Below are 20125 nucleotides of genomic sequence, written 5' to 3'. Positions count from 1 at the left end.
CGCCACCGACATCTGGGGGGCACCGCCGGCACCGCGCAACCGTTGCGGGGCCAGGACAAATCCTCGTCGCCCGCGACGGCGTCAATGGCGTCGACCATACGGCACCGGGTTGAGCTAGACAGGCTCGATGCCGAGCGTCGTCGCATGGCCATCGTCGCCAAGCCGGAAACCGAAGCCGACACGCTAACGCTTGCTCCGGAAACCTCAAAACGGACCTGCCGAAGGTCTGCTGTTGGCGCACCTAAGCCGGCACCTACGACCGTACTTGGCCGAACGGGGTCGATCCGGTTTGGAGCATAATACAGGCACGTTCAGCTCTTGGCTTGGCTTAGCTGCTCGGCGACACGCCGCCGCTGCTCCAATCGCGGTCCAAGAAAGGTTCCCAGAGCATCCAAGCTGGCTGCGAAGACGAGCGCGAGACCGCTCGCGACTAGTTGCACGAAAGGCGGGACGTTCAAGAGCGTCAGTCCGTTGTCGAGTACGCCTAGGAAGACCCATGCTGTGAAGACGCCCAGGACGCGGCCGCGCCCCCCCGCGAAGGCGACACCACCCAACAGGATGATGGTCAGCGCTTGCAACTCCATCTGCAGCCCCAGCGAGCCGGGCGATACACCATCGAGGCGCGCCGCGAGGACCACACCCGAGGCGCCAGCAGCGGCCCCCGTCGCGACGAACAACCCGAGCAGCACCGGCCGCACTGGAAGAGCGGCCAGGAACGCCGCCTGGGGGTTGATGCCGATGGCGAAAACGTAGCGTCCCCACACGGTTAATGAGAGAAAAGCGGCAGACAGCAGAAACGCGCACAGGACCACGATGAGCAGGTTCGGCATTCCGAGCGTTTCGCCGTTACCAACCGAGAAGAGGACGTCTCCCAAGCCACTCACTTCGATCGGGTTGATGAGGAGAGTGGTGCCGCGCAGGACGCTCAGCATGCCCAGCGTCACAATGATCGGGCTGAACCCCAGGTATGCGCACAGGATCCCGTTCAGAAGCCCTATGAGCGCGCCTGATCCTATGCCTAGCAGGATGCCGATCGTCGCCGGGAGGTGCCAGGCCGTCATCGCGATAGCGGTCACCATCGCCGAGAACGCGATGTTCGAGCCGATCGAAAGGTCTACCTGACCGGCGATGACCAACAAGGCCATGACGGCTGCCACGATGCCGATCGCGGCGTAGTTCGTCAGCAGCACCTTAAAGTTTGATACCGTCAGGAATGCGCTGCTGTGGCTGCCGAAGTAGACGACGAGGACTAACAGCGCGAGCAGCAGGATGTTGTTCACGACGAGTTCGACGGGTAGGCCGCGCTGGCGCCTGCGCACTTTGCTGACTTCGTTCATGAGGCGTCCTTCCCTTCAAGGGCATGGGCGAGGGAGAGGAGTCTGGCTTCCTCGATGGCGGCGCCTTCAAGTACAGCGACGACGAAACCATGGGCGAGCACGATCACCCGATGGGCCACCTGGACGAGTTCTTCGGGTTCCGACGAGGTGACGAGAACGCCTCGTCCGGCGGCGGCGGTGTCCGCCAACGCCCGGTAGATATCGCGGCGCGCCCCTACATCGACGCCTTGCGTCGGCTCATCGAGCATCAAGACCCGGCAGTCCTGAACAGCGTTTAACCAGCGGGCGATAACGAGTTTCTGCTGGTTGCCCCCGGAGAATCGCTTCGCTTCAAGGTCAATGCGGGACGGTCTGAGATCCATCCGGCCGGCAGCCTGCTGGAACACTACCCGCTCGGCGGCGCGGCGGCGGGCGCCAAGGACGCCGATGCGGGCGTAGGACGGGAGCAGGACGTTCTCGCCCGCCGACAGCGGTCCGAGAATGCTCTTGCGGAGCCGGTCCGACGGGACCAGGGCCAAGCCGGCCGCGACAGCCCGCTTGGGATCGCCGAGCGTAATAGGCCGGCCGTCCAGGGCCACCTTGCCGGCGGCCGCGGGCCGATGGCCGAAAAGTGCCTCCAGCATCTCCGTGCGGCCGGAGCCGACCAGCCCGAACACACCCACCACCTCTCCGGCCCCAACTGTAAGATTCATGGGGCCTATCCCGGCAGCCAGTAATCCCTCGACACGAAGCACGGGCTCGCGGTTTGCGTTTTTACCGGCCTGCGCCTTTGGCCGGCCACGGTCGATCTGCTCCCCCACGATGGCGCCGACCAGCGCATCGCGATCGTATTCCGCCACGAGCCCGCTGAGCACGACTCGGCCCCCGCGCAGAACTGTCACGCGGTCGGCAAGTGCGAAGACCTCGGCCAACCTGTGCGTGACGTAGAGCAACGGCAGGCTCTGCTTCTTGAGTTCCTTGAGATGGTGACCAAGAGTTTCGGCCTCACGTTCCGACAGCGCGGCCGTGGGCTCGTCAAGGATCAGCACCTTCGGTTTGGTCCGCAAAGCTTTGGCGATCTCGACCGCCTGAAGCCCAGCATTGCCGAGGGATGACAGCGAGGCTGTGGGAGCGATGTCGGTGCCCATCGTTTCCAGCCAACGCCGGGCCTCGATCCGCTGCTGGCGCTTGCGCACGAACGGACCCCACCGGAGTTCCTGACCCAGGAACATGTTGTCGGAGACGTCCAGCGTCGCCGCCAGGGAGAGGTCCTGGTAGACGACCGAGACCCCGGCCTGACGAGCCTCGCGCGGCGTCAGCGCTTCGAAGCGCTCTGCTCCGACTATGATAACGCCGGCGTCGGGCGTGACTGCTCCCGATAGGCACTTGATCAGCGTGGACTTTCCAGCCCCGTTCGCGCCGAGCAGTGCGTGAATTTCGCCGTCGGCGACTTCGAGATCGATCCCACCCAGGACCTCGACACCGCCGTATGATTTCTGGAGGCCGTAGACAGCGAAGGCCATGTTGAAACCTCGTGATCGGATGCTTGCCGTCCTCGCCAGCGGCCCACCGAAGCGGAGCCGGCGAGGAACTGACCTGCAACGTTTACTTTTCGCCCTGCTGCATGAGGTATTCCTCGGCCTTGGGCGATTTTTCGGTCACGAGTTCGAGGGGAACGATATCGTCGCCCGGCTTCCTGCCCTTGATCAGGGCGTCGGCGGTGGTGATCATGGCTTCACCAACTGCGACGAGCGGGATCGCCATCGAAGCGCGATAGACCGTGCCACCCTCTTTCAGAAGCTTGAGGGCCGGCGCGGTGCCATCCATGCCCCCGATGAAGGCATTCGGGTCGGCCTTGTCCTTGCCAGACGCGATCCAGGCCTTGTAGGCCCCCTCGGTGGCGGGATCCTCGACGCCCAGGATCACGTTGGCGTCGGGATGGGCCTGGAGAATAGAACGCGTCACGTTGAGGCCCTCGGTTGGGCTGATCGCATCCTGCTCGGCAACGATGTCTACATTGGGCGCCTTGGCCAGCAGGCCTTCCTTGATGCCTTTGCCACGCAACTGGCCCCATACGCCCTTCTGGTAGCCCAGGATCACGACCTTGGCCTTGAAGCCCGGCTTGCCTGCGATCCAGCTACCCGCATATTCGCCCAGGGTATGCCCATCGGCATATTGCGCGTATCCGACCGTGGCATCTTGATTCTCAAGCTTCTCACCGTAGGTGATCCACTTGACCCCCGCGGCTCGGGCCTGCTTGGCGACGGACTCGAACGCCGCAGGTTGCAGAGCGTCGCAAACGATCGCGCCGACCTTCTGCTCCGTCCAGGTCTTGATCGTGTTGATCTGTTTGTTGAGGTCGGTGCTGGGGTCGTCGACCACGACCTTGTAGCCCATCTCGGCACCTTTCTTCTTGGCGCCCTCGATCTCCGTTACGACGGCGCCGATTGTCGACGCATTTGGAAAGCTGATGGCGATGATCGTTTCTTCGGCACTCGCGCCTGCTATGGGCGCGGCCGCACAAGCAACTGCCGCACCGAACGCGGCCACCACGATGCGGCGCGACGCGGTTTGCGACAGCGGAAACCTGGGTGTCTTGGTCATGGGATCGCTTCCTTCAGTAATGCGGCGGCGCCGCGGGACTTCGAGCCTGTGATCAGGACCGAGGTGTGACGGTGAGGGCGTGGTCGTTTCGGACGATGGCGGCTCCGAGGGGCGCGGAGAGGTGCCGAATCCTCTCTTCGATCCGATCGAAGTCGATCCCCTGGGCAAGCACGGGTAGCCGGTCGGCATTCAACATCGTGGGATGAAGCACGACGTCCGGGACGCCACCATCAAGCCGCAGTTCAGCAACGATCCCGTCTGCCGACATCGCGGCCCAGAGGGCCTGCACCTGATCCGAGGCCGGCATGAACACTTGTTGGCCGACCAGTGTGCTCAACCCGTAGAGGATAGGTTTGCCATGGTGGAAACCGACCGGATGGATCGCGTGTGGATGATGGCCATGGACCACGTCGGCGCCAGCCTCGATGAATGCTCGCCCAAGCGGCTCCTGGTACTCCGCGAGTTCGTCACCCGACCCAAAGCCCCAATGGACGCTGACGATCAGCACGTCGCAGTCCGCCTTAGCCTTCCGGACTGTTTGTTCGACCCATATGCGATCGGCATCCCTGACCCGGGTCCGCACGGTGACGACCGATGGGTCGCCAGGCTCCTCCATCTGGTACCAGGGATCGATCTCGTAGGCGGTCTCGATGTGGATTGCCGAGATTCCCGGGCGCTCGTCAGACGCTCCCATGCCCGTCGGAGTCAGGCAGGAGAAAGCGACAACGCCGATCCTTGCGCCGCGCACTGTCCGAATGGCAGGTAATGCCGCTGCCGCTCGGTCAGTACCAACGCCGATCGTCTGCAGGCCTCTCTCCTGCAAGAGGCGGGCGGTTCCGTCCAGCGCCGTCCAGCCGTAGTCGACAGCATGATTGTTGGCTAACGTGAGTATCCCGAAGCCCAGAGCAGGGATGTCTTGCGCTATCTCTGGATTGGCTCGGAGGTTGAGAAGCTTCTGCACGGGCGTACCGGCAGTCGTTAGAGGCATCTCGAAGTCGCCGACGGCGAGGTCCGCCGCGCGGATCAGCGCGAACACGGCCTCGACCTCCGGCGCGAACGGCCCGAGCCTGCGCGTGGGGCAGATATCGCCGGCAAGGACGATCGAGAGAGAACTCATGCCCTGCTGTGCTCCAAGTTTCTGGGGTCGTCGCGTGCTGCAGGCATGCTGTTTTCAAGCCATGGCAGCCTCTGTCAGGCCGCCTTCGTGGGCTTGGCCTGGGCGATGGCAGCCTCCTTCTCCCGCATGTACTCGCCGGCGAGGATCGCGGCGTGCTTGGGCGGGTTGGCAGCATCGGTGCAGGTCGGCAGGCACTCGATGACTGCGTCGTAGTTCGGATGCAGGAAGAACGCGATCGACTGGCGCGGCTTAGGGGTCGCTGCCGATGCCGCGGGCGGGTTGGCGACCCTGTGCATGTTGGAAAGCCAACGGTCGTTGGTCCAACGCTGCATCATATCACCAATGTTGATGACGAAGGCACCCGGGACGTAGGGGACGTCGACCCAGTCGCCCGCGAGGGTGCGGACCTGGAGCCCGCCTGGCGAGTCGGTCGGGGCCAGGATCGTCAGGCTGCCGTAGTCAGTGTGGGCGCCGGCCCGCAACTGTCCCGGCATCGGCGCTACGCGCTGGGCCGGGTAGTAGATAGAGCTGACGACCGAAAACTGCCGGTTTATATACGGCTCAAAGAATCCTTGGCCGAGGCCGAGCGCCACGCCGAACAGGGACATCAGCTGGCGGCCCAACTGGTCGACGGCGCGATAGTATCGCTCACCAATCTCGCGGAATTCAATCGGCTGCTCGGGCCAGCGGTTCGGCTTGTAGAAGCGCTTCGCCGACTCGTCCTGAAAGTAAGGCGCGTCCGTGTCGAGGCGGCCGATCATGAAGTATTCGCGGAGATCCGGCGGAGCCTCTTGCCCTTCCTTGGCGGCAAGACCGGACGCGGCGAGCTGGTGGTAGCCCTGGTGATCGCCCGACACAGCGGGCATGCAGGCGGCCTTGGTATCGGCCGGCTGCTCGAAGAAGCGGCGGGAGACATCGAACCACTTGGCAAGGAGATCCAGGTCAAAGCCGTGCCCGGTTACGACGAGGAAACCAATCTCACGATTGGTTTTGTCGACGAGTTCCGCGACTTTCCTACGCTCCTCGTCGGTACCGTTCAGGAAAGGCCGAAGATCGATAATTGGGACTTCCTCAAGTGCGGGCATTATAAACTCCTTGCAACTCGATCGTTTTCGATGATGATTATTGTAAACAATGATGTTGACATGACAATGCCAAATTAGCGTCACTCATTGTCTAACCTTTGGGCAAACAGCATGAAAACATATCGCGGAATGGATCGCGAAGCTTTAGACACAGCCTACAACAATCGGGCGGTCGTGCCCGACTGGGAGGGCTACCTGACGCGCTGGGCAGAGCGCAGCGACACTGTTTACGCTTCGACGCTCTGCGGTAGAGATCTGCACTACGGCGACAGCGCACGGCAGAAGGTCGACATCTTCCCCTGTGGAGTCCCTGGGCGGCCCACGATCCTGTTTCTTCACGGCGGCTACTGGCAGTGGAACGACAAGGAGGGGCAAGCGTTCGTCGCTGCCGGCCTGCTGCCGCACACCCTAAACGTCGCCGTCGGGGAATACACGCTGGCGCCTGCGGCGACGATGGAGCAGATCTGCGGCGAAGTTCATGCAATGGTGCGATGGATAGAACATGGATTGTCTACAATATGCGGTGGTCTTGCTCCGCTCTACGTGTGCGGAATTTCCACCGGTGCTCATCTGATGGCGACCGCATTGACCCTCCCGAACGTCGCCGGCGGGCTCTTGATCAGCGGCATCTACGACCTTGAGCCGATCCGCCTCTCCGGGCTCAACGATGCCATCGGGATGTCAGCGGATGACGCGCGGACCTTCTCGCCCTTGCATCGACCGGCGGGCGCCGCCAAGCCGCTCGTGGTGACATTTGGTGATCGCGAACGTCCTGAAATCCAGCGCCAGTCTCGCGACTACGGGGCCGCGCTCGAAGCGCAGGGCTGGCGGCCCGAGGTTTTTCCAGTATCCGGGGCGGACCACTTCTCCGTGCTGGAATCCCTGGCGTCGCCCGACGGCGTGCTCGCTACAAAGCTGGCGCGCATGGCGACCTGATGTGTCGATTTTCGTCATTGCAGCGCGCCGGACGCGAAGCTATTCAGGCAGGTGATGGCCAAGCGCAATATGACCGAACATGACGTCGAAGACGGCGACGATCCAGGCGTCGCAGGGTTGTCCGAACCCGAAACAGAAATGCTCGATGCGATCGTGCAGGCCATCGCCGAACGTCGTCTCGCGCCCGGCATCAAGCTGGCGGAGGAGCAACTTGCCGAGATCTTCGGCCTGAATCGCGCCCGAATCCGCAAGGTACTCCTTGTGCTGTCGCAACGACGGATCGTCCAGCTCTCGCCAAACCGCGGCGCCACCGTGGCGCGGCCAACAGCCAAGGAGACGCGCGAGGTCTTTCAGGCCCGTCGCCTAATTGAAGCCGAGCTCGTCCGTCTCGTCGCGGCATTGCCGGGACCGCAGCGCGAAGCTGCAATCGCAAGTCTCCGCACTCACCTCGCCGCCGAGCACCAGGCGATCGAGATCGGCGACCGCAACGCTGAGGTTAGGTTGTCGGGCCTGTTCCACCTTCGGCTGGCCCAGGCTGCCGGAAACAGCATCTTCTCCTCCATCCTGCGCGACCTCATCGCGCAAAGCTCGCTTGCTGTGTCAGCGCATGCAACGGGCCACCAACTCGACTGCTCGCTACGCGAGCATGATTCCATCGTCGACGCGCTCGCCGCCAGCGATACTGCGGGTGCACTTTCTCTCTCGCTCGCGCACCTGATACATATCGAGGCGGCGCTGGCCCTCAACAAACAAGAGGGAACCGACCTCGTCGCGATCTTCTCTACAATACGACCGGCCGTTCGCAAGCGCGTTGAAATCTGAGAGAATCTTCGGGGGCACAAAAGTCGAGGTTCCGCTGCGAACGGCAGCTTGCGGGAGCGGGCGAGTTGCTACTGAACGACTTGGATGGGCGCAATGCCGAATGTCCGCTATTCTGCGCCCGGGCAACGGCCGCTCCCGGCGCAAAGCCGAATGTCCAAGCAGGCACCTTACGTTCGATCATGGGCCGATAGACGCCTCGCCTCAATTGACGGCGTCAACAAGAACAAGCCTAAAGCGTTATGCAAGGTCGAAGGCAGGGAGCTTCTCTATCTCAGTCTTGAGCTGCGCAACGCCGGGAGAGAAATAACCGTCACTGGCATCCCGTCGCTTATTGTGGCCTGTGATAGCGTTGCTATGGCGCTTCGAAATCTCCGCACCTTCGGCTTGTGTCACAAAAGTGTGCCGCCAAGAGTGATTGGGACTGAGCCCAAGCTCGAGATCAGCCTGCGTCCTGATCCATGCAGCAAGTTCTGCAGCTCGAAGCTCCTGGGGGCTACGGCTGGCGCCACGCTTTTGCGCGACGTCACCGACGAACAGGAAACCGCTTCCGGATGATTCGACGAAATGGATCAGGCCTTCGCGCTCAAGTTCGCTGTGGACCGGAACGACACGCGCGAACCCGTCCTTGAGCTATGCGGGAATTTAGGTGATGCAGCAGTCAGGCGGCGCGGTCTGACGTGCGGTCGAGGACCTCGGTCCCGTCCCGGAAGATGACACCGGCGACAACCTTGGGCAACTGGTTCTCGCCTTTGAGACGCCGCCAGGTCTTTGAGGCGGCCATGACCAGCTTGAAGACCATTAGCCGTGCCGTGGTCGGCGAGAGTGCCCCCTTGGTGCGCACCGTCCTGTGTCGGACGGTGGCGAAGATGCTCTCGATGGGGTTCGAGGTGCGCAGGTGGTCCCAGTGCTCGGCGGGGAAGTCGAAGAAGGTCAGCAGGGCCTCGCGGTTTTTGGTTAGGCAGGCGACCGCCCTGGGGTACTTCGCTCCGTACTTCTCGTCGAAGACGACGATGGCCGTTTCGGCCGCCGCCCGGGTCGGCGCGCCATGGACCTCACGAAGATCGTCCTTCATCGCGGCCTGGACGGATTTCGGGACCTTGTTGAGCACGTTGGCGGTCTTGTGGACCCAGCAGCGTTGGTGCCGCGTGCCGGGATAGATCTCCTCGAGGGCCTTCCAGAACCCGAGCGCGCCGTCGCCAATCGCCAGTTCGGGCGCGATGATCAGACCATGCCGTTTCACCTCGACGAGCAGTTCGCGCCAACTCTGGGCGCTCTCTCGCACGCCGACTTGGAAGCCGACCAACTCCTTCCTGCCCTCGGGTGTCGCCCCGATCAGCACCAGCATGCACTCCGCCTGGTTCTCCATCCGGGCCTGCAGGTAGACGCCGTCAGCCCATACGTAGACAGTACGCATCCGGCCAAGACCGTAGGTCAGGGCTACCTGTGTGACGGCGGCGTTCTGTGGATCGCGTCGGTGGTGTGTCAGGCCGCCTGGGCCAGGGCTGCGCCAGGTCGGCTGGCCTTCCAGTTCCAGGGCAGCAGCTCGTCGAGGCGCTTGGCGGGGTGGTCCGGCAGCCGGGCGAGGACGTCGGCGAGCCAGGCCTGAGGATCGACATCGTTGAGCTTGGCGGTCTCGATCAGCGTATAGATGGCGGCGGCGCGATGGCCGCCCGCGTCTGAGCCGCAGAACGTCCAGTTCCGTCTGCCGATGGCGATCCCCCGCAGTGCGCGCTCCGCCGCGTTATTGCTCAGGCAGATCCTGCCGTCGTCGAGAAAGCGGGTGAAGGCCGCCCAACGGCTCAGGATATAAGTGATGGCCTTGGCCGTATCGCTCTTGGCCGAGAGCAGCATTCGCTGTTCCCGAAGGTAGATCTCCAGATCGAGGATGAGCGGCTTCGACTGTTGTTGTCGTGCAGCGACGCGCTCGACCGAGGTCTGGCCGTTAATGGTGCGCTCTATGGCGAAAATCTCATCGATGCGTCGTACCGCTTCCACCGCGATCGGCGCCTTCGTCAGCTTGGCGATGTCGAACAGTTTCCGCCGTCCGTGGGCCCAGCACGCCGCCTCGATCACGGGTGCTGGTCTGCGTCGGCCGTCATAAAGGTCGTTGTAGCCCGCGTAGGCATCGGCCTGCAGGATGCCGCCGTAGGTCGCCAGGTGCTCCCGCGGGTGTTCCCCGGACCGGCTGCGCGAATAATGGAAGGCCGCGGCCGGCGGGTCGGCACCGCCGAACGGCCGGTCGTCCCGCACGTAGGTCCACAGGCGCCCCGTGTCGGTCTTTCCTTTGGCCAACACCGGCACTGTCGTGTCATCGCCGTGGATCCGATCCGCCGCCAGCACGTGACGCCTGATCGCGTCCACGATCGGGGCGAGCGCCACCGCACAGGCGCCGACGCGGTCCGCCAGCGTCGAGGTATCGATCGCGATCCCCTCGCGGGCGAAGGCGTCGCTCTGCCGGTTCAGCGGCTGGTGAAGCATGAACTTCGACACCAGCACGCTCGCCAGCAGGTTCGGGCCGGCAAAGCCGCGCGGGATCGGGTGGGACGGGGCCGGCGTCTCGGTGACGCTCTCGCAGTCGCGGCACGTCATCTTCTCGCGTACGTGCTCGACGATCTTCCACCGCCGCGGCTCGCATTCGAGCGAGCGCGACACGACGTCGTCGAGCTTGCGAAGCCGGGCTCCACCGCATTTGGCGCAGGCGCAGGGCGCCGGATACACGATCCGCTCCACCGGCAGGTGATCGGGCAGGCTTGGGCGTTGCGTACGGGCGGGGCGCTTCTGTCGCTCCGCGGCCGCCGCGGCGGGTGCCGCGATGTCGGCCTCCGCCTCGGCCGCGCCCTGGCTCTCTTCCACGTCGGCGATGGCCAACTCGAGTTGCTCCACGAGGAGCCTGCCACGCTCGGAGGACTGGCCGAACTGCTCACGGCGCAGCTTGGCGATCAGGAACTTCAGCTTCTCGGTTTCGAGCCGGCGGATCAGGGCTTCGCTACGCAGCGCCACGATCATGGCGTGGGCATCGGCGAGGTCGGACGGGAGCTGATCGGGGGACGTCGTCACACCCCGATCAGATCACAACCTCCTGCCACTGCAAGCCTTTTCGTTATCCCGCTTGGCTCGGACGCCACGTCTGCTGTGGGTTTCTCCAGTCGATCCCCTCGGTCAGGTAGGCGAGCTGCGCCGGCGTGATCGCGATCGCCCCGTCACTCGCCGACGGCCAGGTGAACCGGCCGCGGTCCAGCCTCTTCATGAACAGGCACCCGCCCTGGCCGTCGTGCCAGACGATCTTGATCAAGTCGGATCGACGGCCGCGGAAGACGAACAGGTGGCCGCAGAACGGGTCGCGCCCGAGCACCTCCTGCACCAACAGTGACAGGCCACCAATACCCTTGCGCATGTCGGTGTGGCCTGTCGCCAGCCACACCTTGGTGCCGCTCGGCAGCGGGATCATCGGCGATCCAGGGCATCGAGGACGCGCCGCAGCGCGTCGCCGTCGACATCAGGGCCCACCCGCAGGCGGCGCCCCTGCGACAGTTCGATCTCGATCAGCCCGGCCGACCGCCTCGGGCGCGATACGCTCGATGGCGTGGGGGTCGGCAGTGCGGGAACGGGAGCCACGATCTCGACCGGAACCAGCGCCGGCACGCCCCGTCCCAGAAGGCCGGCGCGAGCCAGGCGACGCCATCCGAACACAAGGCTGGCACTTACCGCGTTGCGTCGCGCCACCTCGGCCACCCGCGCACCCGGGACCAAAGTCTCCTCAACGATCCGGGCCTTCTCATCGTCCGACCATTGACGCCGGCGCTCAACCCCGCTCAGAACCTCGACCCGCATCGACCTGATGACCTTTAGGCTAGCCTTAAGCCCATAAGGTCGGCCGCAAGCCCGTCATCCCGCAAGGCGGCCTTCGTCGGATGCGTAGTAAGCGCTCGCTGACGGGCGCCTTGTGCGACTAAGGGGTCTGGCTGGATACAGATGGTCCCATTTGGCTTTGTATCGGCACCATGTCTGGACATAGGACGAACCCACCACACGTCGTGACGGCGACAACCCGTCGGGTCTGGTCGGAGGAAGACAAGCGAGGGATGGTAACCGAGGCGGGCGAGCCTGGTGCCACGGTTTCGATGGTGGCGCGACGACACGGCATTCATTCGAGCCTGCTGTTCCGGTGGCGGCGTAACGCGCGGGCTGGGGAGCGTGCTGTGACATCGTCGTCGGCGCCGCCCTCGTTCATGCCCGTGGCCTTGCCTGCTCCCGTTGATTTGCCTCGACACACTTCAGGCACGATCAAGATCGACTTGGCGGGCGGCCATCGCTTGCGGGTCGAGGGTCCGGTCGATCTCATTGTCCTGCGCAGCGTGATCGACGCCCTGGTTGGTCGATGATCCCGGTGCCCGCTGGTGCGCGTGTCTGGCTGGCAACCGGCCATACCGATATGCGCAAGGGCTTCGACGGCTTGGCCGCGCTGGTGCAGGACCACCTCCGTCGCGATCCCTTCTCGGGGCAGGCCTTCGTGTTCCGGGGTCGTCAGGGGCGTCTGCTCAAGATCCTGTGGTGGGACGGCCAGGGCTACTGCCTGTTTGCCAAGCGGCTGGAGAAGGGCCGCTTTCTGTGGCCCTCGGTGGAGAGCGGGGCGGCTGCCGCTCTGACCCCGGCACAGGCCGCCATGTTGCTGGAGGGTATCGACTTGATCGTCCCCCCTTGAAGTGGTCCATCCCGATGTATGGCTTTCGAGCCTGGAGGATGGATCGATGGGAAGACGACCGAAGCCTGAAGAGATCGTGAGCAAGCTGCGTCAGGTCGACGTGTTGGTCTCACAGGGGAAGACCGTTGCGGACTCGGTTCGCTCGATCGGGGTGACCGAGGTCACCTACTACCGGTGGCGGAAGGAGTTCGGCGGCTTGAAGCTTGACCAGGTCAAGCGCCTGAAGGAGCTGGAGACGGAGAACATGCGGCTTCGCAAGGCGATCGCCGACCTCACGCTCGACAAGCTGATTCTGAAGGAGGCGGCCTCGGGAAACTTCTGAGCCCCGCGCGCCGGCGCGTCTGCATCGAGCATGTGCGACAGCATTTGCCTGTCTCCGAGCGCCGCGTCTGTGCGGCGCTCGGTCAGCACCGCTCGACGCAGCGCAAGGCGCCGCGGGGCTTTGACGACGAAGAGGCGTTGACGGGCGACATCATCGAGCTGGCGCGGCAGTACGGCCGCTACGGCTATCGCAAGATCGCGGCGTTGCTGCGCGATGCCGGGTGGCTGGTAAACGACAAGCGGGTCGAGCGCATCTGGCGATGCGAAGGGCTGAAGGTGCCGGCCAAGCAGCCGAAGAAGGGACGTCTCTGGCTCAACGACGGCTCCTGCATTCGCCTCCGGCCCGAGCACCGCGATCACGTCTGGTCGTACGACTTTGTCGAGGATCGCACGCATGACGGCCGCAAGTTCAGGACCCTCAATGTCGTCGACGAGTTCACCCGGGAGTGCCTGGCCATCCGGGTCGCGCGCAAGCTCAACTCGACCGACGTCATTGACGTTCTGTCCGACCTGTTCATCCTGCGCGGCGTGCCTGGTCACATCCGTTCGGACAACGGCCCCGAGTTCATCGCCCAGGCTGTGCAAGACTGGATCACGGCGGTTGGAGCAAAGACCGCCTATATTGCCCCAGGCAGCCCGTGGGAGAACGGCTACGTCGAGTCGTTCAACGCTCGCTTCCGAGACGAGCTGCTCGACGGAGAGATCTTCTACTCGCTCAAGGAAGCTCAGGTCATCATCGAAAGCTGGAGAAGGCATTACAATACTGTGCGCCCGCACGGATCAATCGGCTACAAGCCCCCGGCGCCGGAGGTCTTCGTGCCCGCCTTCGCCGCATGGCCGGCTGCGAAACCCCGACCATCTCCGCCGGCCATGCTCAGGGTGGCGCCCAGGCCGACCATGAACTAACAATCAACCCGGACCACCCGATGGGGGCCGATCACCAAAGGTGGCGTTTTGCACGGCGAAAGCGCAGCGCGGATCGGCTTTTTACGGTGGCTCGTCGAGGACAGCGTGACCGAAGGACTGACACCCCTGAGCGAGGATGGGCGCTGGGAGTTCAGTCGGGTTTCCGGCGCGCGGGACGGGACTGTCCGTTTCCTCTATTTCGGGGAGCACCAGCCCCGCGAGTGGGCCGTGGGCCTGCCGTTAGAAGACGGCGACTATGAGATCGACCTCATCGATACGTGGGAGATGACGGTGACCCGCCTCGACAAGGCGGCGTTACCCGCTTCTCCGGCGTTACGCCAACGCGGCGGGGCGATGGCCGGCGGCGAGCCAGAAGCAGCCTTTGGCGTGAAGCTACCAGGAAAACCTTATCAGGCCGTCCGGATCAGACCTGTTCGAGCCAAGTAAGGCCTGCCGTTTTGCCCAGATGATTGGTCTCGGGCTTCGATACTGCAGTGTGGTCCAGTGAATAGAGGGTCGCGTGACTGGTCTCAGAGGAGAGCCTTCGGGAACATCATGTGAATGCCCTTGTTGCCGTCGACGATTTGGGTGACGCGGAGGTTTCCGGCCAGAGAGCACAGCATATAGGCCTGATTGGGCGTGAGGTTGGACCGGGCGCAGATGTGGTGCACCATCTCACGGACGGCCTGTTTGGCGGCGTCATCGAGATCGTCGTCGAGCCCGATCGACATGAGGTGGGTGGCGGTTTCGGCGAAGGGCCATTCGAGCGCCATGTCTTTACGGATCGTCAGGCGAAAGCTCCCGGTCACGCCGGTTTCGAGTGCCGTGATGCAAACCTCACCGTCGCCTTGCACGGCATGGCCATCCCCGGCGTAGAACAGCGCGCCGTCGTTGAACACCGGCAAAAAAAGCGTGGCGCCGGGCCTCAGTTCCTTATTGTCCATGTTGCCGCCAAAGCGACGCGGCACGGGTGAGCCGACACGCCCCCAGGCTGGGGGCGGCGCGACCGCGATGATGCCAAAAAAGGGCGCCAGCGGAACTTCGGTGCCCCAAGGCATGATCGCGACATTGCGCTGATGATCGATCAGCGGGTGCACGATCTCGTAATCCGTGAACTCCTCGGGCAGAGTGCCGAGGAGTGGCAGGATCGCCATGAAACCCCAATCCTGATTGATCCGCACATCCAGAATATCGATTTGCAGCGTGTCGCCCGGCTCGGCCCCTCGCACGTGCACGGGGCCGGTGATGAAATGCGGGCCAGGACCCTGCGGCAGCGTCTCGAGCACCCTGCGATAGTCGGCGCTGACGAGGCCGCGATCGGGCGGCAACGTCTCCGGGCCGCCTGCCGGGAACGAGTGAAGCGTGACCATGTCGCCTGACTCGATCTCGATCACGGCCGGGCGGCTCGCGTCGAAGTAGCCCCACACCATGGCGTCGGGTGTCGGAGGGATCTCGTGACGCCTCGCCATGTGAAACCTCCTTCTGCTGCGGACCGGGTCACCTGCCCGTGTCTGGTTTGGCCAAATTTTTGCTTGGCTGATCGCGACAGGGGCGATCCGCTCCCGATGCAAACCGCGCGCCTGACTGGCGCGGTCGTTCGACGCGAGCGAGGTCACGATGCGCCGTTCCGCTTATTCAGACTCGGAAATCATCGCGATGGTGCGAGATGTCGAAGCCGGGCGGCCTGCTGATGAAATGTGCCAGACCGCCGGAATCACGCTGCGAACGCTCTATCGATGGCGGCGTCGCTTCGGCGGCCTCAAACCCTTTGCGGTCCACGCTCTGCGGGCGCTCGAACAAGAGAATTATAGGCTGAAGGCCGAGGCGGCGCACCGAGCCATCAAGACGATTTCCACGACCACGTCGCCATCTCGCGTGACGATGCGAAGCGATCTCGGTGGCGGCAGGGTGTCATCGGGCGTGACCTCCGCGACCGTCGTGGGCCGCTATGCGGCGCTCCGTGTCCGGTGATGAACCTCCGCTGATAGTTTGTGCAGCGACGGCTCACGGTCATGTCATTTTTGACAAATTACAACGAGAGATCGCGGCACTCCTGCGTCAGAACCGCAAGATTTCATCACGAACCAAGACTGACGTTGTCTTGCAAGGTCAAGTCTTTGATCGGCTTTAACCAGACTGCACGTGTTTTGGACAATCGCCGCTTATCAAAGATGCTTGCTCGTCCGAGGATCGCACAGGAAGCTGCACGGATGAGAGCCATTCATGCACGTGGCAGTGGAGAGCGACGATGATCTTTGGAACGAAATCCTTCCCCAACCGCCGGTCCTTCATGAAGGGTGTGGCGGGCGCGACGACCGTGTCGCTCTTTGGGGGCGTCGCTTTTGCGGCCGACCTCAAGCCCGTTCGGTTCAGCGAAGCGGTCCACAACCTTGGCTACATCAACCTCTACGTCGGCATGCACGCCGGCATCTTCAAGAAAAATGGCCTAGATATGCAGGTGAGCGCCGCCGGCGGCGACACGCAAACGTTCGCGGCGGTTCTCGGCGGTTCCGCCGATTTCGCGATCGGCGATGCCACCATGGCGCAGATTTCACGCGAGAATGGCGGCCCCGGCGTGGTGGTCGGGACAGTCGTTCAGCGCGCGCATTATTTTGGCGTGTCCAAGACACTCGAGCCGTTCACCGACCCCAAGATGTTCAAGGGTCTCAAGATCGTCACATCGCCTGAGCCCAACACCAACTATAGCGTTGCCAAGCGCTTGCTCGAAAATGCGGGCCTGAAGGTCGGGGTCGACGCCACCATCATCCCGGTCAGCCCTGGCACGGAAATCGCCGCCATGCTGGCCGGCCAAGCCGATATCGCGATCGCCTATCAGCCCGGCGTCGCGTCGGCGGTGTCGCAGGGCGCCAAGGTCGTGTTCGACTTCTCGACCTATATCGGACCCTTCTGCAACACCGGCATCATGGTGCTGCCGACCACGATCGAGAAAGATCCGGCCATGGTGCAGGCGCTCGTGACGTCGTTCGAGGAAGCCTCGCGCAAAACCTATGCGGACCCGGCTTATGCCAAGCAGGTCGCTCGTCTCGAATTTCCGGATCTCCCCGGCGAGGTCGTCGACGCGGCGATCGATGCAGAACTGAAATATCTCATTCCGGCGCAGTCTGTGGTGACCAAACCCGATCAATGGAAGAACCTGATGGACATGCAGGTTTATCTCGGCAACGCCAAAGGCACCGTCCCGTTCGATCAGATCATCGACAATTCATTCGCCGACAAAGCCGTCAAGGCAGCCGGCTGACCGAGATCGTCATGGCTGAACGCAGTGCCGAACGCAGTCTAGAGACGATGTCGGCCGAGCAGACGCAACCGATCGTGGTCGATCACGTCGCCAAGAGCTATGTGTCGCCCGGCAATGTGACACCCGTGATCGGCGATCTGTCGTTCACGCTTGGCCGCGGCGAGATCGTCAGCATCGTCGGCCCGTCGGGTTGCGGGAAGACGACCATGCTGAATGTCATCTGTGGCCTGATCGAGCCCGATCGCGGGACGGTTCGCTGGTACGGCGAAAAGCTCGGCGCGCAAAAGCGCGGCGTCAAACAGGCCAGCTTCGGTTACATGCTGCAGAAGGATCTGCTTTTGCCTTGGCGCAAGGCCGTCGACAATGTGAAGCTCGGCATGGAAATTCGCCGCGTTCCCGCTGCCGAAGCCGACGACAGGGCACGCGCCTTGCTCGACCAGCTGGGCCTCCATGGTTTCGCGGATAATTATCCATCGACGCTCTCGGGCGGGATGCGGCAACGCGTGGCGCTCGCCCGCACCCTCGCCAATGATCCCGACGTTCTGCTGCTCGACGAGCCTTTCGCAGCGCTCGATTTCCAGACCAAGCTCCTGATCGAGAGCGACACCGCCAAGCTGGTGCGGGATAGCGGCAAGTCGGTTCTGCTGATCACTCACGATATCGAGGAAGCCGTGTCGATCGCCGATCGCGTTCTGGTGTTGTCGCACCGTCCCACGGCCGTGAAGGCTAGCTACAGTATCTCGCTCGGGGCGGCTCGGGGCGACATGATCGCGGCCCGGGAAAGCCCGGATTTCGGCGATTATGTGCGTCGGATCTGGGCCGATCTCGCGGTCGTCCGCACATGACCGGAGAGCAGCGATGTCGGTCCTGATCGGGCAAACGCCGGCTGCGCAAGGCAGCCCGGATCGGCTCGCGGTTCGCCGACTGCGGACCGAGCGGCTGCGACAGCACGCCCTCGTGCTCGCGGTCCAGCTTGCGATCCTCGCCGCCTTCCTGGGGTTCTGGGAGTATCAAACGTCGAAGAGCAGCCAATCGGCCTTCATGTTCGGGTCGCCCTCCGCCATCGGACGGTTTTTATGGCAGATGATCCTGGATGGCAGTCTGTTGCGCGACAGCGCCGTGACAGGGACCGAGACGGTTCTCGGCTTCGTGGTCGGCAATCTGATCGGGACGTTGGCCGGACTGATGCTCTGGTATTCGCTTTTCGTCTCGCGCGTCGTCCAGCCTTTCGTGATCGCGATCGGCTCGATCCCCATTATCGCTCTCGCGCCCATCATTATCATCTGGTTTGGCACAGGACTGCCATCGAAGATCGCGATGTCGACGATCTCGGTCGTCGTCGTCGCGCTGGTCACGTCCTACAAGGGTGCGATCGGCGTCGATCCCGACCAGATCAATCTGCTTCGCACGCTGGGTGCCTCGAAACCCCAGATCTTTTCGAAACTCGTCGTCCCCTCCTCGCTGACTGACATCTTTGCGGGATTGAAGCTCACGGTCGGCTTCGCGCTGATCGGCGCAATCGTCGGCGAGTTCATGTCGTCGTCGGTCGGCCTGGGCCATGCGATTTTCCAGGCCGGCTCGCTCTACGCGATCCCCAAGGTGTTCGCGTCGTTGGTGGGCACCATCGCGCTCGCGCTTTTGCTAACCTTCATGGTCGGCAAGGTCGAACATGCTTTGACGCCGTGGCGTCGCGCCGGCTAGCGCGCGCGCTCCACGTCAATCGCTCGACAGCATCATCGTGCCGCCCAAAGGCCACGAGATCGGAACGGAGGACACATGACCCAACGCATCAGCAAGCAAGGCACCATCAAATACGCGCTTTCGGGCGACGATGACTTCGTGGCTCACGTCGAGCCAGGCGAAACCGTCACGATCGAATGTGTCATCAACATCGGTGATGGCGTGATCAAACATGTTGGACAGCAACTCACGGAAGTCGATGTGACCTTCCCGTTCGTGAATGGCGCGACGGGCCCGATCGAGGTCGTCGGCGCGATGCCGGGCGACATGCTGAAGGTCGAAATTCTGCATATGGAACTCGACACGCTCGGGTATTCCTCGCTTTGGCCAGGCCATGGCATGTTCCCGGATTGGGTCCGGCGCAAGGAATTCGGGATCCAGACCCGTGTGGTCGATGTTCTTGACGGCGTCGTCCATTGGACCGACACGGTCAGGCTTCCTTGCAAACCGATGGCCGGCGTGATCGGTGTCGCTCCGATTCATGGTGCCGTGCTCACGGTGGACAACGGCACGCATGGGGGCAACCTCGACGTCCAGGAGATCACGACCGGCAGCATCATCATGCTCCGCGTCGAAAAACCAGGGGCGCATTTCTTTATCGGCGATTGTCATGCGCTCCAGGGCGATGGCGAGGCGGTCGGCATGGGCGCGATCGAGATCGGCTCGAACGTCACGCTCAGGATCACGATCGAAAAGGCTCCCAAACGGCTCGGACATCCGCGTATCGAGACCGCGACGCATCTTTGCACCCTCGGCTGTGCCCGCCCCCTGGAGGACGCCATGCGGATCGCCTTCCAGGAGATGATCTACTGGCTCAACGATGAATGGAATATCCCGGAGCCCGACGGATACCTGCTTCTCGCGCAGATCGCAGAGGCGCGCTGTACCCAGATGGTCAACCCAAAGTATACTTATATTTGTAAAGTATCAAAGGCGATCCTGGCTCAGTTCACCTGAAACTGCGACCCGGGGTCGACATCGCGATCACGTGGCCGCCGCAGTGATGTTGCGTGTCGGTCATAGCCTTAGAACGGAGAGAGGTGGACATCACGACGCGCTTCGGCAGATCTGGTTGTCAGGACGCGGGTGCGCCTGGCAAAGCCTTAAGGTTCAGCTTAAGGTAGGCTGGTGCTTTCGAGCGAATGGCGCTAACATATATTATATATTGTGTGAGATTTTAGCCATGACGGCGATGTGAGAGTGCGGTCCGCTCACGTGCTGGAGATTTAAGCCTATGATAGATCGATCATTGCGGACGTGATGAGGACCTCAGCAGTTATCGTCGGATTCTCGACGCGACGCTCCACATCGTCCGCC

At 63.1% G+C, this 20125-nt stretch carries 21 protein-coding genes and 1 pseudogene; 12 read left to right on the top strand and 10 right to left on the bottom strand.

Going from position 1 to position 20125, the window contains the following annotated elements; all coding sequences use genetic code 11:
* Positions 1 to 311 precede the first annotated feature (311 nt).
* The 5 genes from EY713_RS08410 to EY713_RS08390 all read right to left on the bottom strand — a co-directional run bounded on the left by EY713_RS08410 (position 312) and on the right by EY713_RS08390 (position 6122).
* Positions 312 to 1337: an ABC transporter permease gene (locus tag EY713_RS08410; RefSeq protein ID WP_131114396.1), complete on the bottom strand. Its 1026-nt coding sequence runs from the start codon at positions 1335 to 1337 to the stop codon at positions 312 to 314.
* Entirely contained in the window at positions 1334 to 2839 is a 1506-nt protein-coding gene (locus tag EY713_RS08405) for a sugar ABC transporter ATP-binding protein (protein WP_131114395.1), read from the bottom strand. Before EY713_RS08405 ends, EY713_RS08410 begins: the two co-directional genes overlap by 4 nt.
* An 82-nt stretch (positions 2840 to 2921) precedes the next feature.
* Positions 2922 to 3920: a sugar ABC transporter substrate-binding protein gene (locus EY713_RS08400; protein ID WP_165491066.1), complete on the bottom strand. Its 999-nt coding sequence runs from the start codon at positions 3918 to 3920 to the stop codon at positions 2922 to 2924.
* A 52-nt stretch (positions 3921 to 3972) separates the two neighbouring features.
* On the bottom strand, positions 3973 to 5037 hold the full coding sequence (locus EY713_RS08395) for a CapA family protein (RefSeq protein WP_131114393.1): 1065 nt from the start codon (positions 5035 to 5037) through the stop codon (positions 3973 to 3975).
* Positions 5038 to 5111: 74 nt separating this feature from the next.
* On the bottom strand, positions 5112 to 6122 hold the full coding sequence (locus tag EY713_RS08390; RefSeq protein ID WP_131114392.1) for an isopenicillin N synthase family dioxygenase: 1011 nt from the start codon (positions 6120 to 6122) through the stop codon (positions 5112 to 5114).
* 111 nt (positions 6123 to 6233) lie between these two features.
* Here EY713_RS08390 and EY713_RS08385 point away from each other — a divergent pair, with 111 nt between their 5' ends.
* The 3 genes from EY713_RS08385 (at position 6234) to EY713_RS08375 (ending at position 8435) form a co-directional block, all read left to right on the top strand.
* Positions 6234 to 7058, top strand: a complete 825-nt coding sequence (locus tag EY713_RS08385; protein WP_131114391.1) for an alpha/beta hydrolase — start codon at positions 6234 to 6236, stop codon at positions 7056 to 7058.
* Positions 7059 to 7196: 138 nt separating this feature from the next.
* The gene (locus EY713_RS08380) at positions 7197 to 7880 is read left to right on the top strand and encodes a GntR family transcriptional regulator (RefSeq protein WP_165491065.1); all 684 of its coding nucleotides are present in this window, start codon (positions 7197 to 7199) and stop codon (positions 7878 to 7880) included.
* A gap of 150 nt (positions 7881 to 8030) precedes the next feature.
* Complete coding sequence (locus EY713_RS08375; protein WP_131114389.1) at positions 8031 to 8435, top strand: hypothetical protein; 405 nt, start codon at positions 8031 to 8033, stop codon at positions 8433 to 8435.
* A gap of 103 nt (positions 8436 to 8538) precedes the next feature.
* On the opposite strand, the pseudogene EY713_RS08370 reads toward EY713_RS08375, so the two are convergent.
* The 4 genes and pseudogenes from EY713_RS08370 to tnpA (EY713_RS08355) form a co-directional block, all read right to left on the bottom strand.
* Positions 8539 to 9303, bottom strand: a pseudogene (locus EY713_RS08370) (IS256 family transposase); the annotation flags it as partial.
* Between the two features lie 59 nt (positions 9304 to 9362).
* Positions 9363 to 10886 carry an IS66 family transposase gene (tnpC, locus tag EY713_RS08365; protein WP_425374363.1) on the bottom strand — a complete coding sequence of 508 codons (1524 nt, stop codon included), beginning with the start codon at positions 10884 to 10886 and terminating at the stop codon, positions 9363 to 9365.
* Between the two features lie 94 nt (positions 10887 to 10980).
* On the bottom strand, positions 10981 to 11328 hold the full coding sequence (tnpB, locus tag EY713_RS08360) for an IS66 family insertion sequence element accessory protein TnpB (protein WP_131114387.1): 348 nt from the start codon (positions 11326 to 11328) through the stop codon (positions 10981 to 10983).
* Entirely contained in the window at positions 11325 to 11711 is a 387-nt protein-coding gene (gene tnpA / locus EY713_RS08355) for an IS66-like element accessory protein TnpA (protein WP_131114386.1), read from the bottom strand. The genes tnpB (EY713_RS08360) and tnpA (EY713_RS08355) overlap by 4 nt, the downstream gene beginning before the upstream one ends.
* A gap of 251 nt (positions 11712 to 11962) precedes the next feature.
* Between tnpA (EY713_RS08355) and tnpA (EY713_RS08350) the strand changes: the two genes are divergently transcribed.
* From tnpA (EY713_RS08350) to EY713_RS08335, 4 genes are all read left to right on the top strand, one after another.
* On the top strand, positions 11963 to 12262 hold the full coding sequence (tnpA, locus tag EY713_RS08350) for an IS66-like element accessory protein TnpA (RefSeq protein ID WP_165491064.1): 300 nt from the start codon (positions 11963 to 11965) through the stop codon (positions 12260 to 12262).
* Entirely contained in the window at positions 12259 to 12582 is a 324-nt protein-coding gene (gene tnpB / locus EY713_RS08345; protein ID WP_131114384.1) for an IS66 family insertion sequence element accessory protein TnpB, read from the top strand. Before tnpA (EY713_RS08350) ends, tnpB (EY713_RS08345) begins: the two co-directional genes overlap by 4 nt.
* Positions 12583 to 12628: 46 nt before the next feature.
* Positions 12629 to 13809, top strand: a protein-coding gene (locus tag EY713_RS08340) for an IS3 family transposase (protein WP_131113674.1) whose coding sequence is annotated in 2 segments (ribosomal slippage) — positions 12629 to 12890 and positions 12890 to 13809 — 1182 coding nt in all. Because the reading frame shifts where the segments join, the coding sequence is not laid out codon by codon here.
* Positions 13810 to 13914: 105 nt separating this feature from the next.
* On the top strand, positions 13915 to 14256 hold the full coding sequence (locus tag EY713_RS08335) for a DUF5605 domain-containing protein (protein ID WP_131114383.1): 342 nt from the start codon (positions 13915 to 13917) through the stop codon (positions 14254 to 14256).
* An 83-nt stretch (positions 14257 to 14339) separates the two neighbouring features.
* On the opposite strand, the gene EY713_RS08330 is transcribed toward EY713_RS08335, so the two are convergent.
* Positions 14340 to 15278, bottom strand: coding sequence for an acetamidase/formamidase family protein (locus tag EY713_RS08330; protein ID WP_131114382.1), 939 nt, complete (start codon positions 15276 to 15278; stop codon positions 14340 to 14342).
* 148 nt (positions 15279 to 15426) lie between these two features.
* On the opposite strand from EY713_RS08330, the gene EY713_RS08325 reads away from it, so the two are divergent.
* The 5 genes from EY713_RS08325 to EY713_RS08305 all read left to right on the top strand — a co-directional run bounded on the left by EY713_RS08325 (position 15427) and on the right by EY713_RS08305 (position 19765).
* A complete protein-coding gene (locus EY713_RS08325) occupies positions 15427 to 15780 on the top strand; it encodes a transposase (RefSeq protein ID WP_131114381.1) in 354 nt (117 codons plus the stop codon).
* 277 nt (positions 15781 to 16057) lie between these two features.
* A complete protein-coding gene (locus EY713_RS08320) occupies positions 16058 to 17068 on the top strand; it encodes an ABC transporter substrate-binding protein (RefSeq protein ID WP_131114380.1) in 1011 nt (336 codons plus the stop codon).
* A gap of 11 nt (positions 17069 to 17079) precedes the next feature.
* A complete protein-coding gene (locus EY713_RS08315) occupies positions 17080 to 17913 on the top strand; it encodes an ABC transporter ATP-binding protein (protein WP_245572945.1) in 834 nt (277 codons plus the stop codon).
* Between the two features lie 13 nt (positions 17914 to 17926).
* A complete protein-coding gene (locus EY713_RS08310; RefSeq protein WP_131114379.1) occupies positions 17927 to 18769 on the top strand; it encodes an ABC transporter permease in 843 nt (280 codons plus the stop codon).
* A 75-nt stretch (positions 18770 to 18844) separates the two neighbouring features.
* Entirely contained in the window at positions 18845 to 19765 is a 921-nt protein-coding gene (locus EY713_RS08305) for an acetamidase/formamidase family protein (protein ID WP_131114378.1), read from the top strand.
* Positions 19766 to 20125: the final 360 nt, after the last annotated feature.

The organism is Lichenihabitans psoromatis, from assembly GCF_004323635.1.
Taxonomy (GTDB): Bacteria; Pseudomonadota; Alphaproteobacteria; order Rhizobiales; family Beijerinckiaceae; genus Lichenihabitans; species Lichenihabitans psoromatis.
This window is presented reverse-complemented; position numbering and strand designations above follow the sequence as displayed.